Origin of the sequence: Effusibacillus lacus, assembly GCF_002335525.1 — a bacterium.
In the GTDB taxonomy this organism is placed as follows: Bacteria; Bacillota; Bacilli; order Tumebacillales; family Effusibacillaceae; genus Effusibacillus; species Effusibacillus lacus.
Genome location: NZ_BDUF01000121.1, coordinates 75,845 through 90,928, shown reverse-complemented (window position 1 = coordinate 90,928; position 15,084 = coordinate 75,845). Strand labels below are relative to the sequence as shown.

Sequence of the window (15,084 nt, the reverse complement as noted above, 5' to 3'; positions counted from 1 at the left end):
GTTTAAGGGCTTCTGACCCGTGACACCCCCATCATACCGAGGCGTTTCCTGTTTTGGCAAAGGTGAAATCTTAACACCTACAGGAATGTTTATTGAAAAAAATGACCTCTGGGAGAGAACAATAACGGATCGAAAATCAGTTATTTCGCCGATCCATTGGGGCAGAGGATCAGAAACGGGTGCCAACAGGGTCAAACACTACAGCAGAAAATTCTTCCCCTCCAAATTTGGTCGGTACGTGCGAATTCGAGTCTGACCGCTTGCGGGCACCAGCCACTTTTTTGCAACCAGACTATGAAGCAGCTTCCGCGCAAATCGGTTCTCAACTCCCAATTGCCTGCAAACATCGCCCGGTGTTATGGGTCGGCAGAGTCGAAGCGCCATTCGCATGACCTCTTTTTCCATATAAGTGGCTTCTTCCAAATTGCGCTCCTCGCCAAGCCATCTTCCCATCAACTGCTGAATCATCTGTTGGCACACCCGGGGTTTTTCGTTTACATCGTCATAGGTAAAGCGTATCACCTTCCATCCGTCGATAATTAAGTGGTTTTGCCTGAGCAAATGATCCGAATACTGCCAGCGGCTTAGATTGCGCAAATGCGGACCGAACCCGTCGATTTCGAAAGCCACTTGAAAATGCGGACGGATATAAGCAAAATCAATGTACCGATACCCATCCCTAAAGTCATGCACCTCGTATTCCGGATGCAAGTAGTTGAATTGTCCGAAAGCGGGCCACCAAACTTGTTCCAGAAAGAGCTTCTCCGCGTGACCATGCCCTTCTTTTAACCTCCGTAACCGTTCGCCCTTCCGCCTTTTCAGATGTGTGGCAATGAATTCTTTATAAGCTGCTTGAAAGTCCATGGAATAAACCTCCTTAGATTCCTGCTGCACCTGATGTTCACTCATAGATAGAGATGCTTCCGATTATCCAGGCTGCACAATTGGCTCATACAAAAATATTATACCATATTATTGTTTTATGACGCAAAAGTTTCACTCACTTTACAAATAACAGATTTTCAGGCGCTTATTTTCAGGAGGAACAGCCGTTTTTGTTGGATAACGGACTGAAAGGTACTTATCAGCACCTTACAAGGTTTGCGGGCAGCTGGGAGTCTACAATAGGAGCATGAGGATCCTTTATTTGAAAAAAAGGGCCTGGTCGTCAGAAAATAAGAGCCTCAGAATCCGTTATTTGGGTGCAGATCCGGAGTCGGAAGGGGGGATACCCAGCCAGGAAGCAAAAATAAAATTCAGGTCCCCAGTCGGGAAATTTTCCCGATCAGGAACCTGATGCTGTATGCCGTTCATTTGACTACTGCTGCTCGGCCTTCAGCTGCTGCAGTAGGGATTCCGGCTTCTTCCCGATCGTTACGTGGTCTTTGTTCTGGGAGGCGAAGCGGATCGAGGCGATGGACAGAACGGTGCCCACATCGTCCACCGCGCTGGTCGATTGGATGTCAATCTGACGGATATACCGGTGTTCTTTGTCAATATAGATGGTGTAAAGGCTCGGAATCTTCTTCCCCTGGGGGGCAGCTAGCTGGCCGGCTTGGGTAGCTGCTTGGCCAGCTTGATTACCTGCCTGGTTACCTTCTTGGCCAGCCTGATTACCTGCCTGGGTACCGGCCTGGGAAGCTGGAAGCCCGGCCAATTCCACCGCGTCCGCCTCAAACTGGTAGAGCTCCGTGTCGTTGTGGGTCAGAATGGAGATGTCCCCGAACCGGTAGACCGTTGGGGGCTGCAGCTTTCCGAGACGCTCCAATCCTCCCCAGGTGTCAGGCAGCTTGACCCGATCAATCTTCCGCCACACACCTTCCTCCCGGAAGTAGGAAGAATCGGCATCCTGATACAGATAATAGGAGCGTCCGTCGATCTTCTGCGACACATCAATCCGGTCCGGCAGGTTCACATATCCGTAGACGGTGGCCAGGTGGGTCCGGTTCTGTTCCCGGGTTTCCAGTTTTCCGTTGATCTCAAACTTCGTTACTTTTTTGCTCGCTTCCACCGCTTCCAGGATCTTGTTCCAGCCATCCGGATCAAGCTGCTTCTCCTTCTGCTCCACTTGAACATCCCTGGAGTCAGGAGCGGTGATCTGCGGGCTGCAACCTCCAACCAGGAGGGCCAGGGAGAGGGCCAGGGAAAGGGTCAAAGGATGGACCCAGGCCGGAAATAATTTACGCATGACGCTGCCCCCTTCTTTGCATCAATTGATAGCCGTATCCGCCGAGCACCAGAAGTCCGTAGACAGCCGCAAGCATGCTCATAACAGGCAGGGAGGTCGGCTTCAACACGTACAGGTGCGGTTCGCCCCAATACCCGGCCACCCAAGTGTCCTTGTCCAGTTCAAACGGGAACAGCAGGTTCGACTTGAAGACGCGCCACTCCCGCACAAGCTCCCCGTTCTCCCAGGTATATCCGGTCAGATAGCGGGTTGGCACATCCCGCACAAGACTCGGGTCCTGGGTCACGATCAAAGGCTTCTGCCCATCCCGCTGCTGAACAAACTCAAAGCGGAAGGAATCTTTGCCGCTCTCCCAAATCACCTCGAAGGCCGGGGCCTGGTGTGAAGCCTGAGCACCCGAAAACGCACCTTGACCGGACGAGTTCGAATCTTGACCGGTCGGGGGCGTGCCAGAACCCGAGGCAGAGCCCGTACCCGAGCCGGTCCCATCCGCCTTCACCTTCAGAATCCGTGCCGGATTCGGCTGCGACCAGACCATGGATTTGTCCTGCTCATATCCGTTGATCAGCAGCTCGTCCAGCCCGTCACCATCAATATCACCGATCGCCAGATTGTTGATGATGGGCTGCTCCCAGGTTCCTTTATATACAGCTATCGGAGTCTCCGAGCGGATGACGCTGCCAGCCGCCGGTTCCTCCACCAACTGCAGCTCATTGTTGCGAAGCAACACCACTTGCTTTCCGCCACCCGGAAGAAACTTCCCAACCCCCACCACGGCAGCACCCGGATACTGGGGAGCACTGGTTTTGCCGACCGCACTCTCCCAATTTTTCCGGGATTCGGTCAAAGCCCGACCCGCCCGCTCATCCATGGCGGCTGTCACTGACAACGGGTTCAAGAAGCTCAGAAGCACATCCTTCGGATCGTCCACCGGAGCGAAGTGCTGTTTCACAACCTCTTGTTCCGTCGTAACGCCGGAACCCTTGTGCTTCTCTTTCTCCACAGACCAACTGGAGGAATAGTAGGGGAACCCCGCCAATCCGAAGGAAGTAAAGGGCAGCTGCGCCATTTCCATCTTCGTCGCGGTCCGTTTGGTATACCCGCCGTCTGTCAAGAAACGGAGCACATCCACGTGTTCCAACTGCTTCTTCGACAGTTCGGCTGCCGCCTGCGGGTCCTTCTTCCCCTTCGGGTCGGCCGCTTTGATCTCGTCAGTGGTCAGCTTCCGCAAATCGCCCAGCGTTAGGATGTCAGTACCATTGGCAGCCACCGGATACACGGGGAAAATCGGCCGGCGGTCCAACCCCTCACTCTTGTACGCCACCCGAAACTTCCCGTAAAAAGGCATTTCCGACAGGGGAATCACAACTTGCGTCACCGACAGCACCAGCACCACCGTCAGCGTATAGCGCCATTTGATCTTCCCGAAGGAAGAGGCGATCCAGCCGAGAATCAGGAACATCAGCGGAAACTCAAGAAAACGCCAGCCAAGTCCGTCCGAGTAGATATTCAGGATTCCGCCGCTGACAAGCAGGATCAGCAGGGACAACACCGCAAACGTCCGGCGATGCGGACGGGGAATCGCAAAGAACCCGAGGGCCGTGGCCGCCGCCAAAATCAGCAATCCGATATAAGACAGATCCAGCATCAGCGGAATCACGACAATTTGATAAAGAGCCACCAGGAAAATGGAGTACAACGCAACCAGCAAAAGATTTCTCATTCGGCTGTTTCCTCCTTTTTGCCCGATAAAATCACGGTCAGGGTCACGATAAACCAGAACAGAAAGTTCATCGCCGGCACCTCAAACACGTTCTCCACCGCATTCTGCACCAAAACCGCAAGAATGGAGGTAAACAGGCCAAGCAGCAGCGGCCAATCCTGACGCGCCCGCAGCGGCTTGAAAATCCGCCGGTACAAATCCCGCACAATCGTGCCAAACAGGGCCAGCATCGCCAACAGGCCGACCAGTCCCATCTCGGCCATGGTTTTAAAGTAATAGCTGTCCACATACTTCGTGCCGAAATGACGGTCCGCCACCGCGCCGCCGAAATGCCCCATCCCCGCGCCAAAAAAAGGGTTGTACCGCATCACGTCATAAGCGGTTAACCAGCGGTAGATCCGACCGTCCTTGGCAGCCTTCATCCAGTACAGCGGGTCGAACAGCTGCAGGAAGCGGCTCTGGATCTGCGGCACAAACATCGCCGCAACCCCGGCCACAATCACAAGGATAAACAGCCGGCGGTCAAACAGAAGGGACGTGATCACCAACGCGACAAAAAGGGCCAACTGCGCCCCCCGGGTGTTGGTGAAGACCAGAGAGGCCAGAGTGACCAGCGCCACAAAACCAAAAAACAAACGTTCCCTGTTGGTGCGGGACGCCCAGGCCATGCCCGCCGCGATCGGGAAGATGATAATCATGTAAGTGCCCATAATGTTGGGGCTGCCGAATACGGAATACACACGGGTGCGAACCGTTTCGCCCGCATCCACCCAGCCGGGGGGCATCGGAGCTTTCGTAACATATTGATAGACACCGTGCAAGCCGATGATCAGGCCCGCGTACAAAACGTACCGGATCAGCTTGGCGGCCAAATCCCTGTCCACATGATAAGGAAGAATAAAGGCCAGGAAGGTATACCAATAGATCGCCCGGAATCCTTCGGAATCCACCCCAAAAGAGTTGAGCGAGACGGCCAGGTAAGCGATCCCAAGCAGGATGAACGCTTTCAGCATCTGGTGGTAGGGAAGCTGCTCAAAGCGCGCTCCCATGAGGAAACGGCCAAAGGCCAGCGTGGCGAGGGCCACGACAATCAGCTCGTCCCAGACGGAGCCGACAATCGACCCGACAAAGGGGATCTTCCGCAGAAGAAAGTCGACCAGCGGAAAGAAAGCAAGCGCAACAAGACTCCACAACTTCAACTTGTCAATGATCAGTGAAGGAAATTTGAAAATGTTCACCGACTGAAACCTGTTCGTAAGCACGAAAACGATTCTCCTTCCTTAGTACCCCCGTCGATTATATCACAACCGCCTGTGAAAACGGCATTTTGGGAAGTGTGTGAGTTTTGGGAAATTTTTGCTTGCATACGGTTAAAATTTGGATTATGATATGGCTGTAAATGCAAAAATGCATGATGTTGACTGTAATTCACGCTAATTATCTGAATTGGAATAATTATAGAAAGTAAGAATCAGGAGGGTAGATGATGGTAAAGAAAGTGTTTGTTTTTGTGCTGATTGCAATCCTGTTGGGCGCCATGGCGGGGGCTTACCCGTTGGGTTTTAGCAGGGGTGACGCTTTGCCAAGGGATGTGGCTTATGCAGAGGAGACAGTCAAACCCATTGAAGTTCTCCTCAACGGCCAGCCGGTTACGTTCGACGTACAACCGCAAGCAGTAAACGACCGGACCTATGTTCCTTTTCGCAAGCTGCTGGAAGCGTTGGGCGCAACAGTGGAGTGGGACGAATCTATACAAACCGCCAAGGCTCATAAAGACGGGCTTATAGTGACCATCCCTGTTGGGAGCAAGATCATCTCGGTTCAGGATCACACCCTGACGATGGATGTGCCTGTTGTCGTGGTTGAAGGCCGGACTCTAGTCCCGCTTCGCTTTGTCGGACAAGCCCTCGGGGCAAGAGTGACATGGACGCCCGGGGAGAAGGTGGACCGTGTCGAGATTGTACAAAGTTATGAAGATATGATTGAGCAGATGGTGACGGGTATTTCTGGCGATCAGAAGGTGAGTTATGAGCAGGCAGGAATCCTGTTCGAATGGCTGTACAAGGGGCAGGAAAAAGGGCAGTTGCCTCCGTTTACCGGCGAGCGGGTTCCTGAGGGGCGGCAGTGGTTTTATCAATATGAATTCCGAAATAACCAACCATTACTTAATTTTGCATCTGGCTTTCTTGCAAAATATCCTGATTCTGAAATTAGGGACACCCAGTTTATCAAGACAAAAAACTACCATATTCAAAAACACGACTGGTTCGGAGGAGGTAAAGTACATTTCTTCGGTTATGCAGTTTGGGATACATCAATCGCACCAGATAAATACTCTTATAAATACGAGGGGGTTGAAAAAGCACATTATCTCCCGCCGTATTAAGCTCAGACTGTTTACAAATCCTATCCCGTTTTTGCGCAAGCCAGTTCTAGTTGATGGATAGTCACGTGTCATTTTTCTCTGCAAATCAAATACCGGGTTTTCAGGCCGTTATATGCTTGAAATCTTATCGAAAATTTAAAATAAAGGATTCTGAAACTCTTATTGTTGCTTGACTGACCTATTTTGCCCATTTTTTCAGTGTTTCTTCGAAAATAGATACCTCTCGATCCGTTATTTGAAAATAATGCCTGAAAAACCGGAAGATAAGGTCCTCACAAACCGTTATTTGTAAGAGTAGCAATCAGTAAAATCATGGTAGCCAAGGTTAACAGCCTTGTCTATATACATTTACGATAGGAGGAGGTGACATACCAAAGTGCATTTAGTCGAAGTCAAAGAACTTCTCATGAATGACAAAAGTGATGTTGAGGAAAGGAGTGAACACAAAAAACAAAAGCGAAAGTTCCTGATCCCAGTCATTGCCTGCTGCGTATTATTAGGTGGGTTGGCATCTGCTGATTACTTCTTATCCAATGGTAAACAAGTCAAGTGGGCAGGATACGGTTCAGATGGAAAGCCGCAAGTCAAGGTTGACGGCAAGCTAACTTCCGCCACCTTCAACAAAGACGGTCGAGCAGTCCCCGACAACTACGTAAGCAGCAAAGAGAAGAAAGAAACCAACTCCCTCGGAAGAATGGACGTGGGAGGAGACTCCAAGTACAAACACTTCAAAGACACCGTCCCCGTCTTCAAAGACGGCAAATTCACAGGAAAGTTCGCCAACGTCTTTGACGACAAACCAGGAGATGACGGCCTCGGCCACTCCTTCTACACCAAAGGCAAAGAGGCCGGTACATGGACGAACACCGGTGGAGACGCAAAATGGGGCGGAAGCCGTATCGACTTTACCTCCTCAGGCCCAACACCCACATCAACCTCAAGTTCCTCCAGCAAGAAAAAAAGTGGCAGCAGTTCCTCCAACTCCAGTACCAACTCGGGAGCCACAACGCCCACACCTCCACCAGCACCAACAAACATCCTGCAAAGCTACTCCATCGAACACAACTCTGCCTGGGAAGCGGTTCGCACAAAGAACAACCGCACCCAAGCCCAATTCTACGCCGGCGAGAAGTTTGTCGTGAAAGCCACCACAACCTTTGACGCCACCTCAGTGAGTGTGACATTCCACTTCCCACAAGCTGCAAAAGACGTTTCTCCCGCTTTCAGGGACTCAAACGACCCCGCACGTCCCAATTTTGCAGCCACATTCCAATTGAACAAGGAGGACAACTTTACCTGGTCCGGCACCTTCTGGAAGAAGTATTGGGCCGCCATCCCCGACGGCACCTACAGTGCGACAATCACGTCCACCTTCCAGAACGGAGAAACCCGGACCGCCAACCATACCATCCAAATCAAAGGCTCTATTGTTGACTTTGTCGACGGAGTCGAAAAGATCGCTCAATAACAAACCAAAAAAATACTTCCCCCTGAAAAAAGGGCCACAGATCTCAGGTCTGTGGTCCTTGACATAATCTGAAGATTTAACTTCTTTTCCTTGCGCCCCCAATTTGAAGATGAGAAAATATCAACAGGAGATGATCAATATGGACGAACTGAAATTGTTCATGGTCCAAGTAATCGAACAATTTGATGTAATGAATAAGCGTTTTGACGGAATTGAAAACCGTTTAGACGAAACAAGAAATGAACTTTCACAAGAGATTCGGAACGTCGAAACAAGGCTAACCGGAGACATTGAACAGTTGACCGGGCAAGTCACAAAGCAGGGCGAAGCGATTGAGGGATTAACGGGAGATGTCGCAAAACTAACGGGTGACGTAGCAAAACTAACGGGTGACGTGGAACAGCTGACTGGGCAAGTCACGAAGCAGGGCGGTGCGATTGAGAGATTAACGGGAGATGTCGCAAAACTAACGGGTGACGTAGTAAGACTAACGGGTGACGTGGAACAGTTGACCGGGCAAGTCACAAAGCAGGGCGAAGCGATTGAGGAATTAACGGGAGATGTCGCAAAACTAACGGGTGACATTGAACAATTGTCCGGGAAGGTCACAAAGCAGAGCGTTACAATTGAAAAGCTGGACGGGGACATTGAGAAACTAGCCGGACAAGTTATAACGCAAAGCGTAACAATTGAACAGCTAACTGTTCGGGTCACAAAACAAGGCGAAACGATTGATAAACTGGACGGAAAGATTGAAAAGCAAGGCAGAAACATTGACAACCTGCGAATTGAACTGCTTGGTGAATTTAATCACCTTAAAGGAGTTGTTCATAATACGTTTACTGCAACTGGCAAAGAAATCAGTTTAATCAAGGCGAGAATGTCAAATGTTGAAGAAAGGCTTAATCCTTGAGACGGCGTGGAAGAAATCAGGAGATGATTGATATGGACGAACTGAAATTGTTCATGGTCCAAGTAATCGAACAATTTGATGTAATCAACCAGCGTTTTAATGAAATGAACCAGCGGTTTGATGCAATGAACCAGCGGTTTGATGCAATGGATAAACGCCTTGACGCAATGGACAAGCGGTTTGACGCTCTGGATGAACGACTGGATCGGGTTGAAAAGCGTCTTGATCAGGTAGAGAAGCGTCTTGACGCCATTGAAGAATCACAACGCCAACTTATCAAAAAGCAAGCGGAACTGGAGAAGAGAATGGACCGAATGGAAGAGAAAATGGACCGGATGGAAGAAAAGATTGGCCAACTTAGCGAGAGAGTGGCCAAGACCCAGGAAGACATAACCGATCTTAAGTCAGGCATGAATCTAGCAATAAAGAACAGTGCATACGCCCTTTTTAAAGTACAGGAAATCGCGGATATCAAATCTTGAAGAAAGGCTTAACATTAAGACGGTGTGGAAGAATCATCAAGATTTTTTCTCAAGTTTGTCCAGAGTGAGTTTATCCCCATAGTCTCTGATGTTTTGTTCCAAGATGTAGAAATCTCCGTTTTCCAACTTATTTAACTCAGCCGCTTGGGAAATCATTTGACAGCCTCTTTCCCACAACCACTCATAGGGATCGAACTTCGGATCTTCCAACTTCATTAAGATTGCTGCTTGTAATGATAGATTTATGATCAAGAACTGATGGGAATGGCCGGTAATCGAAAATTCCATGCGGTGTGCGGCAGTAACTGCGTCAACTGGTTTGCCAATAATCTGGTAAGTGTACCCGTCTTTTGTTGTAAATGTCATGGCTAGTTTCAAGTTCATTACCCCCTTGTCTGTTTGTGGTTTTGATTCGGGCCAAACAAAAAGCCCTTGTGGGCTAGATGTCCTTTTGATAGATATTGCTTCTGTGGCCGATTTGCAATATATAGACCGTAACATTACCATCCTCGACTTTGTATATTACTCGAAAGTCACCCTCAGTCCATCTTCTCTTTCCAGACAAATTTCCGACGAGAGGTATGGAATGTTCAGGATTATATGGGTCTCTGCTTATTTTGTCCAGGGCATCTTTTAATCGCTCTCGAACAAATCGCGTACACCCCTTTAAGAAATCCTCAGCTTTATCAGAGAGTTCTAATCGAAATTTTTGGGATCCCATAAGATACCCTCACCACGTGCGAACTGTTCCTCAGCTGCTTTAATGTCGTCCATAGTTTCTTGGTCTAAAAGTATCTCGGCCGTGGCATCCCATGATTCTAATGTTTCAACTAATGGTTTAATTGAATTTTGACTAATAGCCTCATAAGAAGCTTTAAGAACATCCTGATAAAAGTCCTCTCGATCCGTACCTTTCAATGTATCCAAAAGGTCAGATATGCGTTTTTGAGCCTCTTTACTTGGATACCACATGGGCTTCACTTCCAATGGAATTTTGAAAGAGCCATTGAAAATATTGGAGTACCTTTCGGCTCTTCCTCTATCCATTATATCCTGAACAGTGAATTTAGAATACTTTCGAGCGATAAATCCGATTGTTTCAAAGTTGAAAGGTGGGTTCGAGTTCTTATGCACAGCGTCTTGATCTTGCTTATGAATCTCTCGCAACTCTTTTACAAGTTGTTCTTCTCTTGTGTTAATCATCTTTCTTCACCCCGTTTTTCAAGCAAACCTTCTAATAAGGAGATTAGGCCCCTAATTTCCTGATCTTCCATAATGAACTCAATAGACGATCCATCTACACGCATGAATCGAATAATTTTGTGATTATCGTTTGGTGAAGTGGCGATATTGTAAAACTTCATTGGATGTGTTGTTGCATAGAAACCTTGAATGAGAAACGGATAAATTGAGGTGTAAAAAGCACGCAACTCATGTTTAAATGATTCAGCTTCTTCTGGCCACTCGATCCGTTCATCATACAAATACTTGAAACCGAAATCAAAGATTAGATTTGAGACTGATGCACCTAAGATAGTATGAAATGCATTGTCAAAATCCATTAAATTGTGAGGCCAATCGGATCGTGTTTTATATACCATTAGTAAGTTAGACACTTTTTGAAAGATCATCGGATCCTGCTGGTATCTTCTATAACATCCGCCAATATAATCCAGAGCGTTATATCCATTTTCATAAGCCATAGACCGAGCCTCCTCAGGAAGTAAGAGCTTGTCCGCATTGCATCGTAGGCTGTACCACTCACTCCAATTTTTATCATCTACAAACTATGCTACTTGTAAATTACCAATTGGTAAAGGGGACACCGGAAAAATTATTACCAAGAGTTAAAATTAGTGCATTTTGCTTTAATTTGTGGGGTTGTGTAACGTTCCAGGGAATACACCTTGGAATTGGTGAATACTCCCCACCAAGAGTCACATGCCTGCAAATGAGCAAAAGTCGTAGGCGTTGCAGTCTGCGGATGCATATTCTTACCCCTGATATTGTATAGGAACGGCCTCATTTGATATGATGATAGAAGCGCATAGCAACGCAGAACGCGAAGCACCGCGACAGCAGCGGATCACACGCAGCAACTAACAGCAATCAGGAACGGCGAAAGCGTGGTGGGGCAAGTGGGTACGCCAGGAAAAGTTCTCTATATGATCGGCGGCGGCGAATTTGGCGGGGCCGAACAGCATCTGCTCGGGCTTGTGAAATCCCTTGACCCGGGAGAATGGGCTCCCCATGTGGCCGTTTTTTATAATGGGGAATTTGCGGACCGCCTGCGGGAGTTGAAGATCCCCGTTACCCTGATTGCGCCAAGAACCGTCAAAGCCCTTGCAGGACTTGTCCCAGTCCGAAAAATCATCCGGGAGATGAAACCGGACATCCTGCATACCCATGGAGTTCGGAGCAACCTGCTGGGCCGCCTGGCCAATCAACTGGAAGGACACCCGGCCGCCAGCAACACCACCATTCACAGCATTCTCTCCCTTGATTATCCTATAAAGTGGAAGCGCATTTTATTTGGCATTCTGGAGAAGATCACATGGCCTCTGGTGGATCACTTTATCCTTGTCTCCCGCTCCATGAAGGAAAGCCTTATGAAAGAAGGCTTACCGGAAAAAAAGGCCTCGGTCATCCACAATGCCATAGAGTTGCCCAAGCAACCGCCTGCTCGTCCGGAGTTCTCCTTAATCCGGGAAGAGCTGGGGCTTTCCCAAGACGCAGTTCTTGTAGGAACCGTTGCCAGGTTACACAAGGTAAAAGGTCATGCCTATTTAATTCAAGCGATCCGGAAGCTGAAAGAGAAATACCCGAATGTCCACTACGTGTGGGTAGGCGGAGGCGAAATGTACACAGAATTAAAAGAAGAAGTTCAACGAGCCGGGCTTGAAAATGTGATCCACTTCCTGGGAGCACGTAAGGACGTACCTGAACTTCTTCCGCAATTTGACCTGTTTGTACTCCCTTCCGTGATGGAGGGATTCGGTTTGGCTGCCCTGGAAGCCCAGATGTCCGGGATTCCGGTGATTGCGACCGCCGTAGGAGGACTATTGGAAGTTATTGAGGACGGACGAGATGGGCTCCTGGTTCCTCCCCAAGACCCTGATGCTCTGGCAAAAGCAATGGATCGAGTTTTGTCTTCGCCGGACCAATTCCGACTGATGGCCAGAACTGGCCAGGAGAAAGCATTCCAATACGGTTCGCTGGATCGTCTGATCCAAGAAACCACTGATGTTTGTCGATGGCGTCGCAATAACAAACCAAAAGAATACCCCCCTGAAAAAAGGGCCACAGATCTCAGGTCTATGGTCCTTGTACTTTACCTCACAACACGGGTGTCCTCCTTCCACCATAACCCCTAGATTAAAAAATTAGTATCAGGAAATGATGCCAATATACGAGTTTTCTTCCTGACATTTGCAAGTTAAATTGGTAAAAAGATAAACTTGACCTTATACATGATTACAAAGCAAAATTACAGGAAGAGACTTCGCATTTTAAACATCTTGGAGGACTTCCTTAATGCGGCATATATTGTATTTTGTTTTTTTGATTTCATTCTTGACGATTGGTCATGTAATGACCCCTTGGGTGATTGCCAAGGGGTATGGTTTTGGCGAACATTATCGGTTTACACAAGGCCCCAACACTACCTTTCATGAAGTGGAGTTGTTTGTGGAAGCGGTGAAACGTACAGAAGCCCATAAGATTGCCTTCGTAGGCGATTCAGTGGTGAATAGTGTGTTCTCACGTCCCAATGAAACACTCCCTGTGTACCTGGAGCAGAGCCTAAAAACCCGTTACCCCAATGTTAAAGTTTACAACTATGGGATGCAAGGCGCTTTGCACTTTGATTTTTTTCAAATGATCCGTTATCTGCACGAACAACAGGCGGTTAATGAGTTTATCATCAATCTCTCGTATCCGTTTTTCTCGGACAAGCTAACGGCCAACGGTTCTCTCTACTATCGCATGCTATACCCGGTGATTCGTCCGGGTGAACTGGAGAGCATCGGGGTCCAATACAAACCCAATGAAGTTGAGAACAAAGTGGAAGCCGGCAACACTCAACTTGAGAGGTGGCTGCTGGACCATGCAATCAAGCAGTACAACCCCTATCGCTATCGAAATGATCTGAATCATATCCTGTTTGGCGGACACCCTGCAAATATAGCAAAGGAATGGGTAGACAAAGAGGTTCTCGATCGCCCCGTAATCAAGAAGGAGAATGAAGAAGAACCCACCTCCGAGAAAGACATGGAGCAGAACAAATACAAATCCTGGACCGAGTTCGGGTGGTCCGAGAAAGACATCGCCCACTTGCACGATGTGTATTCCGTAACGGACCTGCAAGCCAATCCGAACAAAGCCCAGCCTTTCTTCAAAGTGCTGGAGTATGCAAAGCAAAACAACATCAGACTGACAGTTGTCATTACACCGATTAACTTTGAGCTGCTTCACAAATACAAGATCTTTGGTGAAAACGGATATCGCAAGAATATCGGTTACTTAAAAGAACAGATCGCTCGTTACGGATTTCCCGTCTATGATTTTCAAGGACAAATCCCTTCTGAGCAGTTCCATGACTCCCTGCACCTGCTGGGACCCGGCAACCGGCTTTTGGCAGAAAAAATCGCAAAGGAGATGGTCCGACAAAGGGGTGGTAATCTTTGATTTTTAACACATGGGCGTTCGGACTTTTCTTACTTGTCACCGTCGTATTCTACTGGTGTTTTCCCGCCAAATGGCGGCATGTATTCCTGCTTCTGGCGTCATTCCTGTTTTACGCCTATTACTTCCCGCCTTACACATTTTTAATCCTTTTTATGGCGATGGTTGTATATGGCATCTCTCTCTTGTTGAAGAGCCAGCTGCGAATCAGCCACAAAGCCCTTTTTATATCAGGCATCGTCTTTTGTTTGGCTTTTCTTGTGTACTACAAGTACACGAAGATGATTCTGCAAACTTGGAACGAACTGGCCAGCGCCTTTCAGGAGCCTGTTTTTTCCGTTCCTCAACTTCTCGTACCTTTGGGTCTTTCCTTCTTTGTGTTTGAGTTTGTTCATTATCTGGTGGATTTTTATCGGGGGAAGGCAGAAAAGGTATCGATTACTGAATTTGGCCTGTTCGCCATGTTCTTTCCCACATTGGTTGCGGGTCCCATCAAACGGTTTCAAAACTTTATCGACCAGCTGCGCCACATTCGATTCAGTTGGGAGCATTTCTACGTAGGAACCCGCAGAATTGTGATCGGTCTTGCCAAGAAAACAATCATAGCGGACCCGATGAATTTCTTTCTGGACCCGCTGTTTAAACCTTACTCGGCCAGTGATCCCGAGCTTTATCTGGCAGTCTTGGCCTATGCTGTCAAGATCTATGCGGATTTTTCCGGTTACAGTGATATAGCGATTGGAGCCGCTCGGCTGTTTGGGTATCAAATTCCGGAAAACTTCATGTACCCCTATTTCAGCCGAAACATCGCAGAATTCTGGAATTGTTGGCATATTTCACTCTCCAACTGGATTCGTGACTATATTTATATCCCCCTTGGAGGAAACCGTGGGACGCTTTGGTTTGCGATCCGGAACTCCTTGATCGCTATGGGATTGAGCGGTCTTTGGCACGGAGCTTCCTGGAATTTTGTCGTTTGGGGACTTTGGCATGGAATGGGACTGGCCATCTACCGAACGTGGAATTATGGTTTGAAGAGGGTGGACATTCCACGCCAGAAACTTGCTTTCCTGACCCCCGTATCCATTCTTCTGACTTTCAGTTTCGTCTGTGTAGGTTGGGTGTTCTTTGTGGTGGTCAATCTAAGGGAAGCATTTTACATTGTAGGCCGGATACTTCAAATACAGTGAGGATGGTATGGAGATGGTAAAGACGATCTTGACCAGTTTTTTTCAAGCTTT

Annotated in this window: 15 protein-coding genes; 7 read left to right on the top strand and 8 right to left on the bottom strand. The window is 48.3% G+C overall.

Annotation, left to right across the window (positions count from 1 at the left end; all coding sequences use genetic code 11):
• Nucleotides 1–198 precede the first annotated feature (198 nt).
• From EFBL_RS20055 to EFBL_RS20040, 4 genes are all read right to left on the bottom strand, one after another.
• On the bottom strand, nt 199–864 hold the full coding sequence (locus tag EFBL_RS20055; protein ID WP_096184515.1) for a hypothetical protein: 666 nt from the start codon (nt 862–864) through the stop codon (nt 199–201).
• A gap of 454 nt (nt 865–1,318) precedes the next feature.
• Nucleotides 1,319–2,188 (bottom strand): hypothetical protein, encoded by an 870-nt coding sequence (locus EFBL_RS20050; RefSeq protein ID WP_096184513.1) that lies wholly within the window; start codon nt 2,186–2,188, stop codon nt 1,319–1,321.
• Nucleotides 2,181–3,911 (bottom strand): hypothetical protein, encoded by a 1,731-nt coding sequence (locus EFBL_RS20045; RefSeq protein ID WP_096184511.1) that lies wholly within the window; start codon nt 3,909–3,911, stop codon nt 2,181–2,183. Before EFBL_RS20045 ends, EFBL_RS20050 begins: the two co-directional genes overlap by 8 nt.
• Nucleotides 3,908–5,173 carry an O-antigen ligase family protein gene (locus tag EFBL_RS20040; RefSeq protein ID WP_096184509.1) on the bottom strand — a complete coding sequence of 422 codons (1,266 nt, stop codon included), beginning with the start codon at nt 5,171–5,173 and terminating at the stop codon, nt 3,908–3,910. Before EFBL_RS20040 ends, EFBL_RS20045 begins: the two co-directional genes overlap by 4 nt.
• 224 nt (nt 5,174–5,397) lie before the next feature.
• On the opposite strand from EFBL_RS20040, the gene EFBL_RS20035 reads away from it, so the two are divergent.
• From EFBL_RS20035 to EFBL_RS20020, 4 genes are all read left to right on the top strand, one after another.
• Complete coding sequence (locus tag EFBL_RS20035) at nt 5,398–6,297, top strand: copper amine oxidase N-terminal domain-containing protein (protein ID WP_172899763.1); 900 nt, start codon at nt 5,398–5,400, stop codon at nt 6,295–6,297.
• 376 nt (nt 6,298–6,673) lie between these two features.
• Nucleotides 6,674–7,765, top strand: coding sequence for a hypothetical protein (locus EFBL_RS20030; RefSeq protein WP_096184505.1), 1,092 nt, complete (start codon nt 6,674–6,676; stop codon nt 7,763–7,765).
• Nucleotides 7,766–7,904: 139 nt separating this feature from the next.
• Nucleotides 7,905–8,678 (top strand): hypothetical protein, encoded by a 774-nt coding sequence (locus tag EFBL_RS20025; RefSeq protein ID WP_096184503.1) that lies wholly within the window; start codon nt 7,905–7,907, stop codon nt 8,676–8,678.
• Between the two features lie 32 nt (nt 8,679–8,710).
• Entirely contained in the window at nt 8,711–9,160 is a 450-nt protein-coding gene (locus EFBL_RS20020; protein WP_096184501.1) for a hypothetical protein, read from the top strand.
• A gap of 36 nt (nt 9,161–9,196) precedes the next feature.
• Here the strand turns inward: EFBL_RS20020 and EFBL_RS20015 are convergent, their stop codons facing one another.
• The 4 genes from EFBL_RS20015 to EFBL_RS20000 all read right to left on the bottom strand — a co-directional run bounded on the left by EFBL_RS20015 (nt 9,197) and on the right by EFBL_RS20000 (nt 10,863).
• The gene (locus tag EFBL_RS20015; protein WP_096184499.1) at nt 9,197–9,538 is read right to left on the bottom strand and encodes a hypothetical protein; all 342 of its coding nucleotides are present in this window, start codon (nt 9,536–9,538) and stop codon (nt 9,197–9,199) included.
• A gap of 61 nt (nt 9,539–9,599) precedes the next feature.
• Complete coding sequence (locus EFBL_RS22040; RefSeq protein WP_096184497.1) at nt 9,600–9,881, bottom strand: type II toxin-antitoxin system RelE family toxin; 282 nt, start codon at nt 9,879–9,881, stop codon at nt 9,600–9,602.
• Nucleotides 9,857–10,363 carry a hypothetical protein gene (locus EFBL_RS20005; protein ID WP_096184495.1) on the bottom strand — a complete coding sequence of 169 codons (507 nt, stop codon included), beginning with the start codon at nt 10,361–10,363 and terminating at the stop codon, nt 9,857–9,859. Before EFBL_RS20005 ends, EFBL_RS22040 begins: the two co-directional genes overlap by 25 nt.
• Nucleotides 10,360–10,863, bottom strand: a complete 504-nt coding sequence (locus EFBL_RS20000) for a hypothetical protein (RefSeq protein WP_096184494.1) — start codon at nt 10,861–10,863, stop codon at nt 10,360–10,362. The genes EFBL_RS20005 and EFBL_RS20000 overlap by 4 nt, the downstream gene beginning before the upstream one ends.
• A gap of 435 nt (nt 10,864–11,298) precedes the next feature.
• Here EFBL_RS20000 and EFBL_RS19995 point away from each other — a divergent pair, with 435 nt between their 5' ends.
• The 3 genes from EFBL_RS19995 to EFBL_RS19985 all read left to right on the top strand — a co-directional run bounded on the left by EFBL_RS19995 (nt 11,299) and on the right by EFBL_RS19985 (nt 15,033).
• Entirely contained in the window at nt 11,299–12,534 is a 1,236-nt protein-coding gene (locus tag EFBL_RS19995) for a glycosyltransferase (RefSeq protein WP_165912597.1), read from the top strand.
• 160 nt (nt 12,535–12,694) lie between these two features.
• Nucleotides 12,695–13,846 carry an SGNH/GDSL hydrolase family protein gene (locus EFBL_RS19990; protein ID WP_096184492.1) on the top strand — a complete coding sequence of 384 codons (1,152 nt, stop codon included), beginning with the start codon at nt 12,695–12,697 and terminating at the stop codon, nt 13,844–13,846.
• Complete coding sequence (locus tag EFBL_RS19985; RefSeq protein WP_096184490.1) at nt 13,843–15,033, top strand: MBOAT family O-acyltransferase; 1,191 nt, start codon at nt 13,843–13,845, stop codon at nt 15,031–15,033. The genes EFBL_RS19990 and EFBL_RS19985 overlap by 4 nt, the downstream gene beginning before the upstream one ends.
• Nucleotides 15,034–15,084: the final 51 nt, after the last annotated feature.

What these genes read in the sequence shown, in the direction of transcription:
- EFBL_RS20055 (WP_096184515.1), bottom strand. Translation starts at nt 864, where the DNA reads ATGGACTTTCAAGCAGCTTATAAAGAATTCATTGCCACACATCTGAAA.
- EFBL_RS20050 (WP_096184513.1), bottom strand. Translation starts at nt 2,188, where the DNA reads ATGCGTAAATTATTTCCGGCCTGGGTCCATCCTTTGACCCTTTCCCTG.
- EFBL_RS20045 (WP_096184511.1), bottom strand. Translation starts at nt 3,911, where the DNA reads ATGAGAAATCTTTTGCTGGTTGCGTTGTACTCCATTTTCCTGGTGGCT.
- EFBL_RS20035 (WP_172899763.1), top strand. Translation starts at nt 5,398, where the DNA reads ATGGTAAAGAAAGTGTTTGTTTTTGTGCTGATTGCAATCCTGTTGGGC.
- EFBL_RS20025 (WP_096184503.1), top strand. Translation starts at nt 7,905, where the DNA reads ATGGACGAACTGAAATTGTTCATGGTCCAAGTAATCGAACAATTTGAT.
- EFBL_RS20020 (WP_096184501.1), top strand. Translation starts at nt 8,711, where the DNA reads ATGGACGAACTGAAATTGTTCATGGTCCAAGTAATCGAACAATTTGAT.
- EFBL_RS22040 (WP_096184497.1), bottom strand. Translation starts at nt 9,881, where the DNA reads ATGGGATCCCAAAAATTTCGATTAGAACTCTCTGATAAAGCTGAGGAT.
- EFBL_RS20005 (WP_096184495.1), bottom strand. Translation starts at nt 10,363, where the DNA reads ATGATTAACACAAGAGAAGAACAACTTGTAAAAGAGTTGCGAGAGATT.
- EFBL_RS20000 (WP_096184494.1), bottom strand. Translation starts at nt 10,863, where the DNA reads ATGGCTTATGAAAATGGATATAACGCTCTGGATTATATTGGCGGATGT.
- EFBL_RS19990 (WP_096184492.1), top strand. Translation starts at nt 12,695, where the DNA reads ATGCGGCATATATTGTATTTTGTTTTTTTGATTTCATTCTTGACGATT.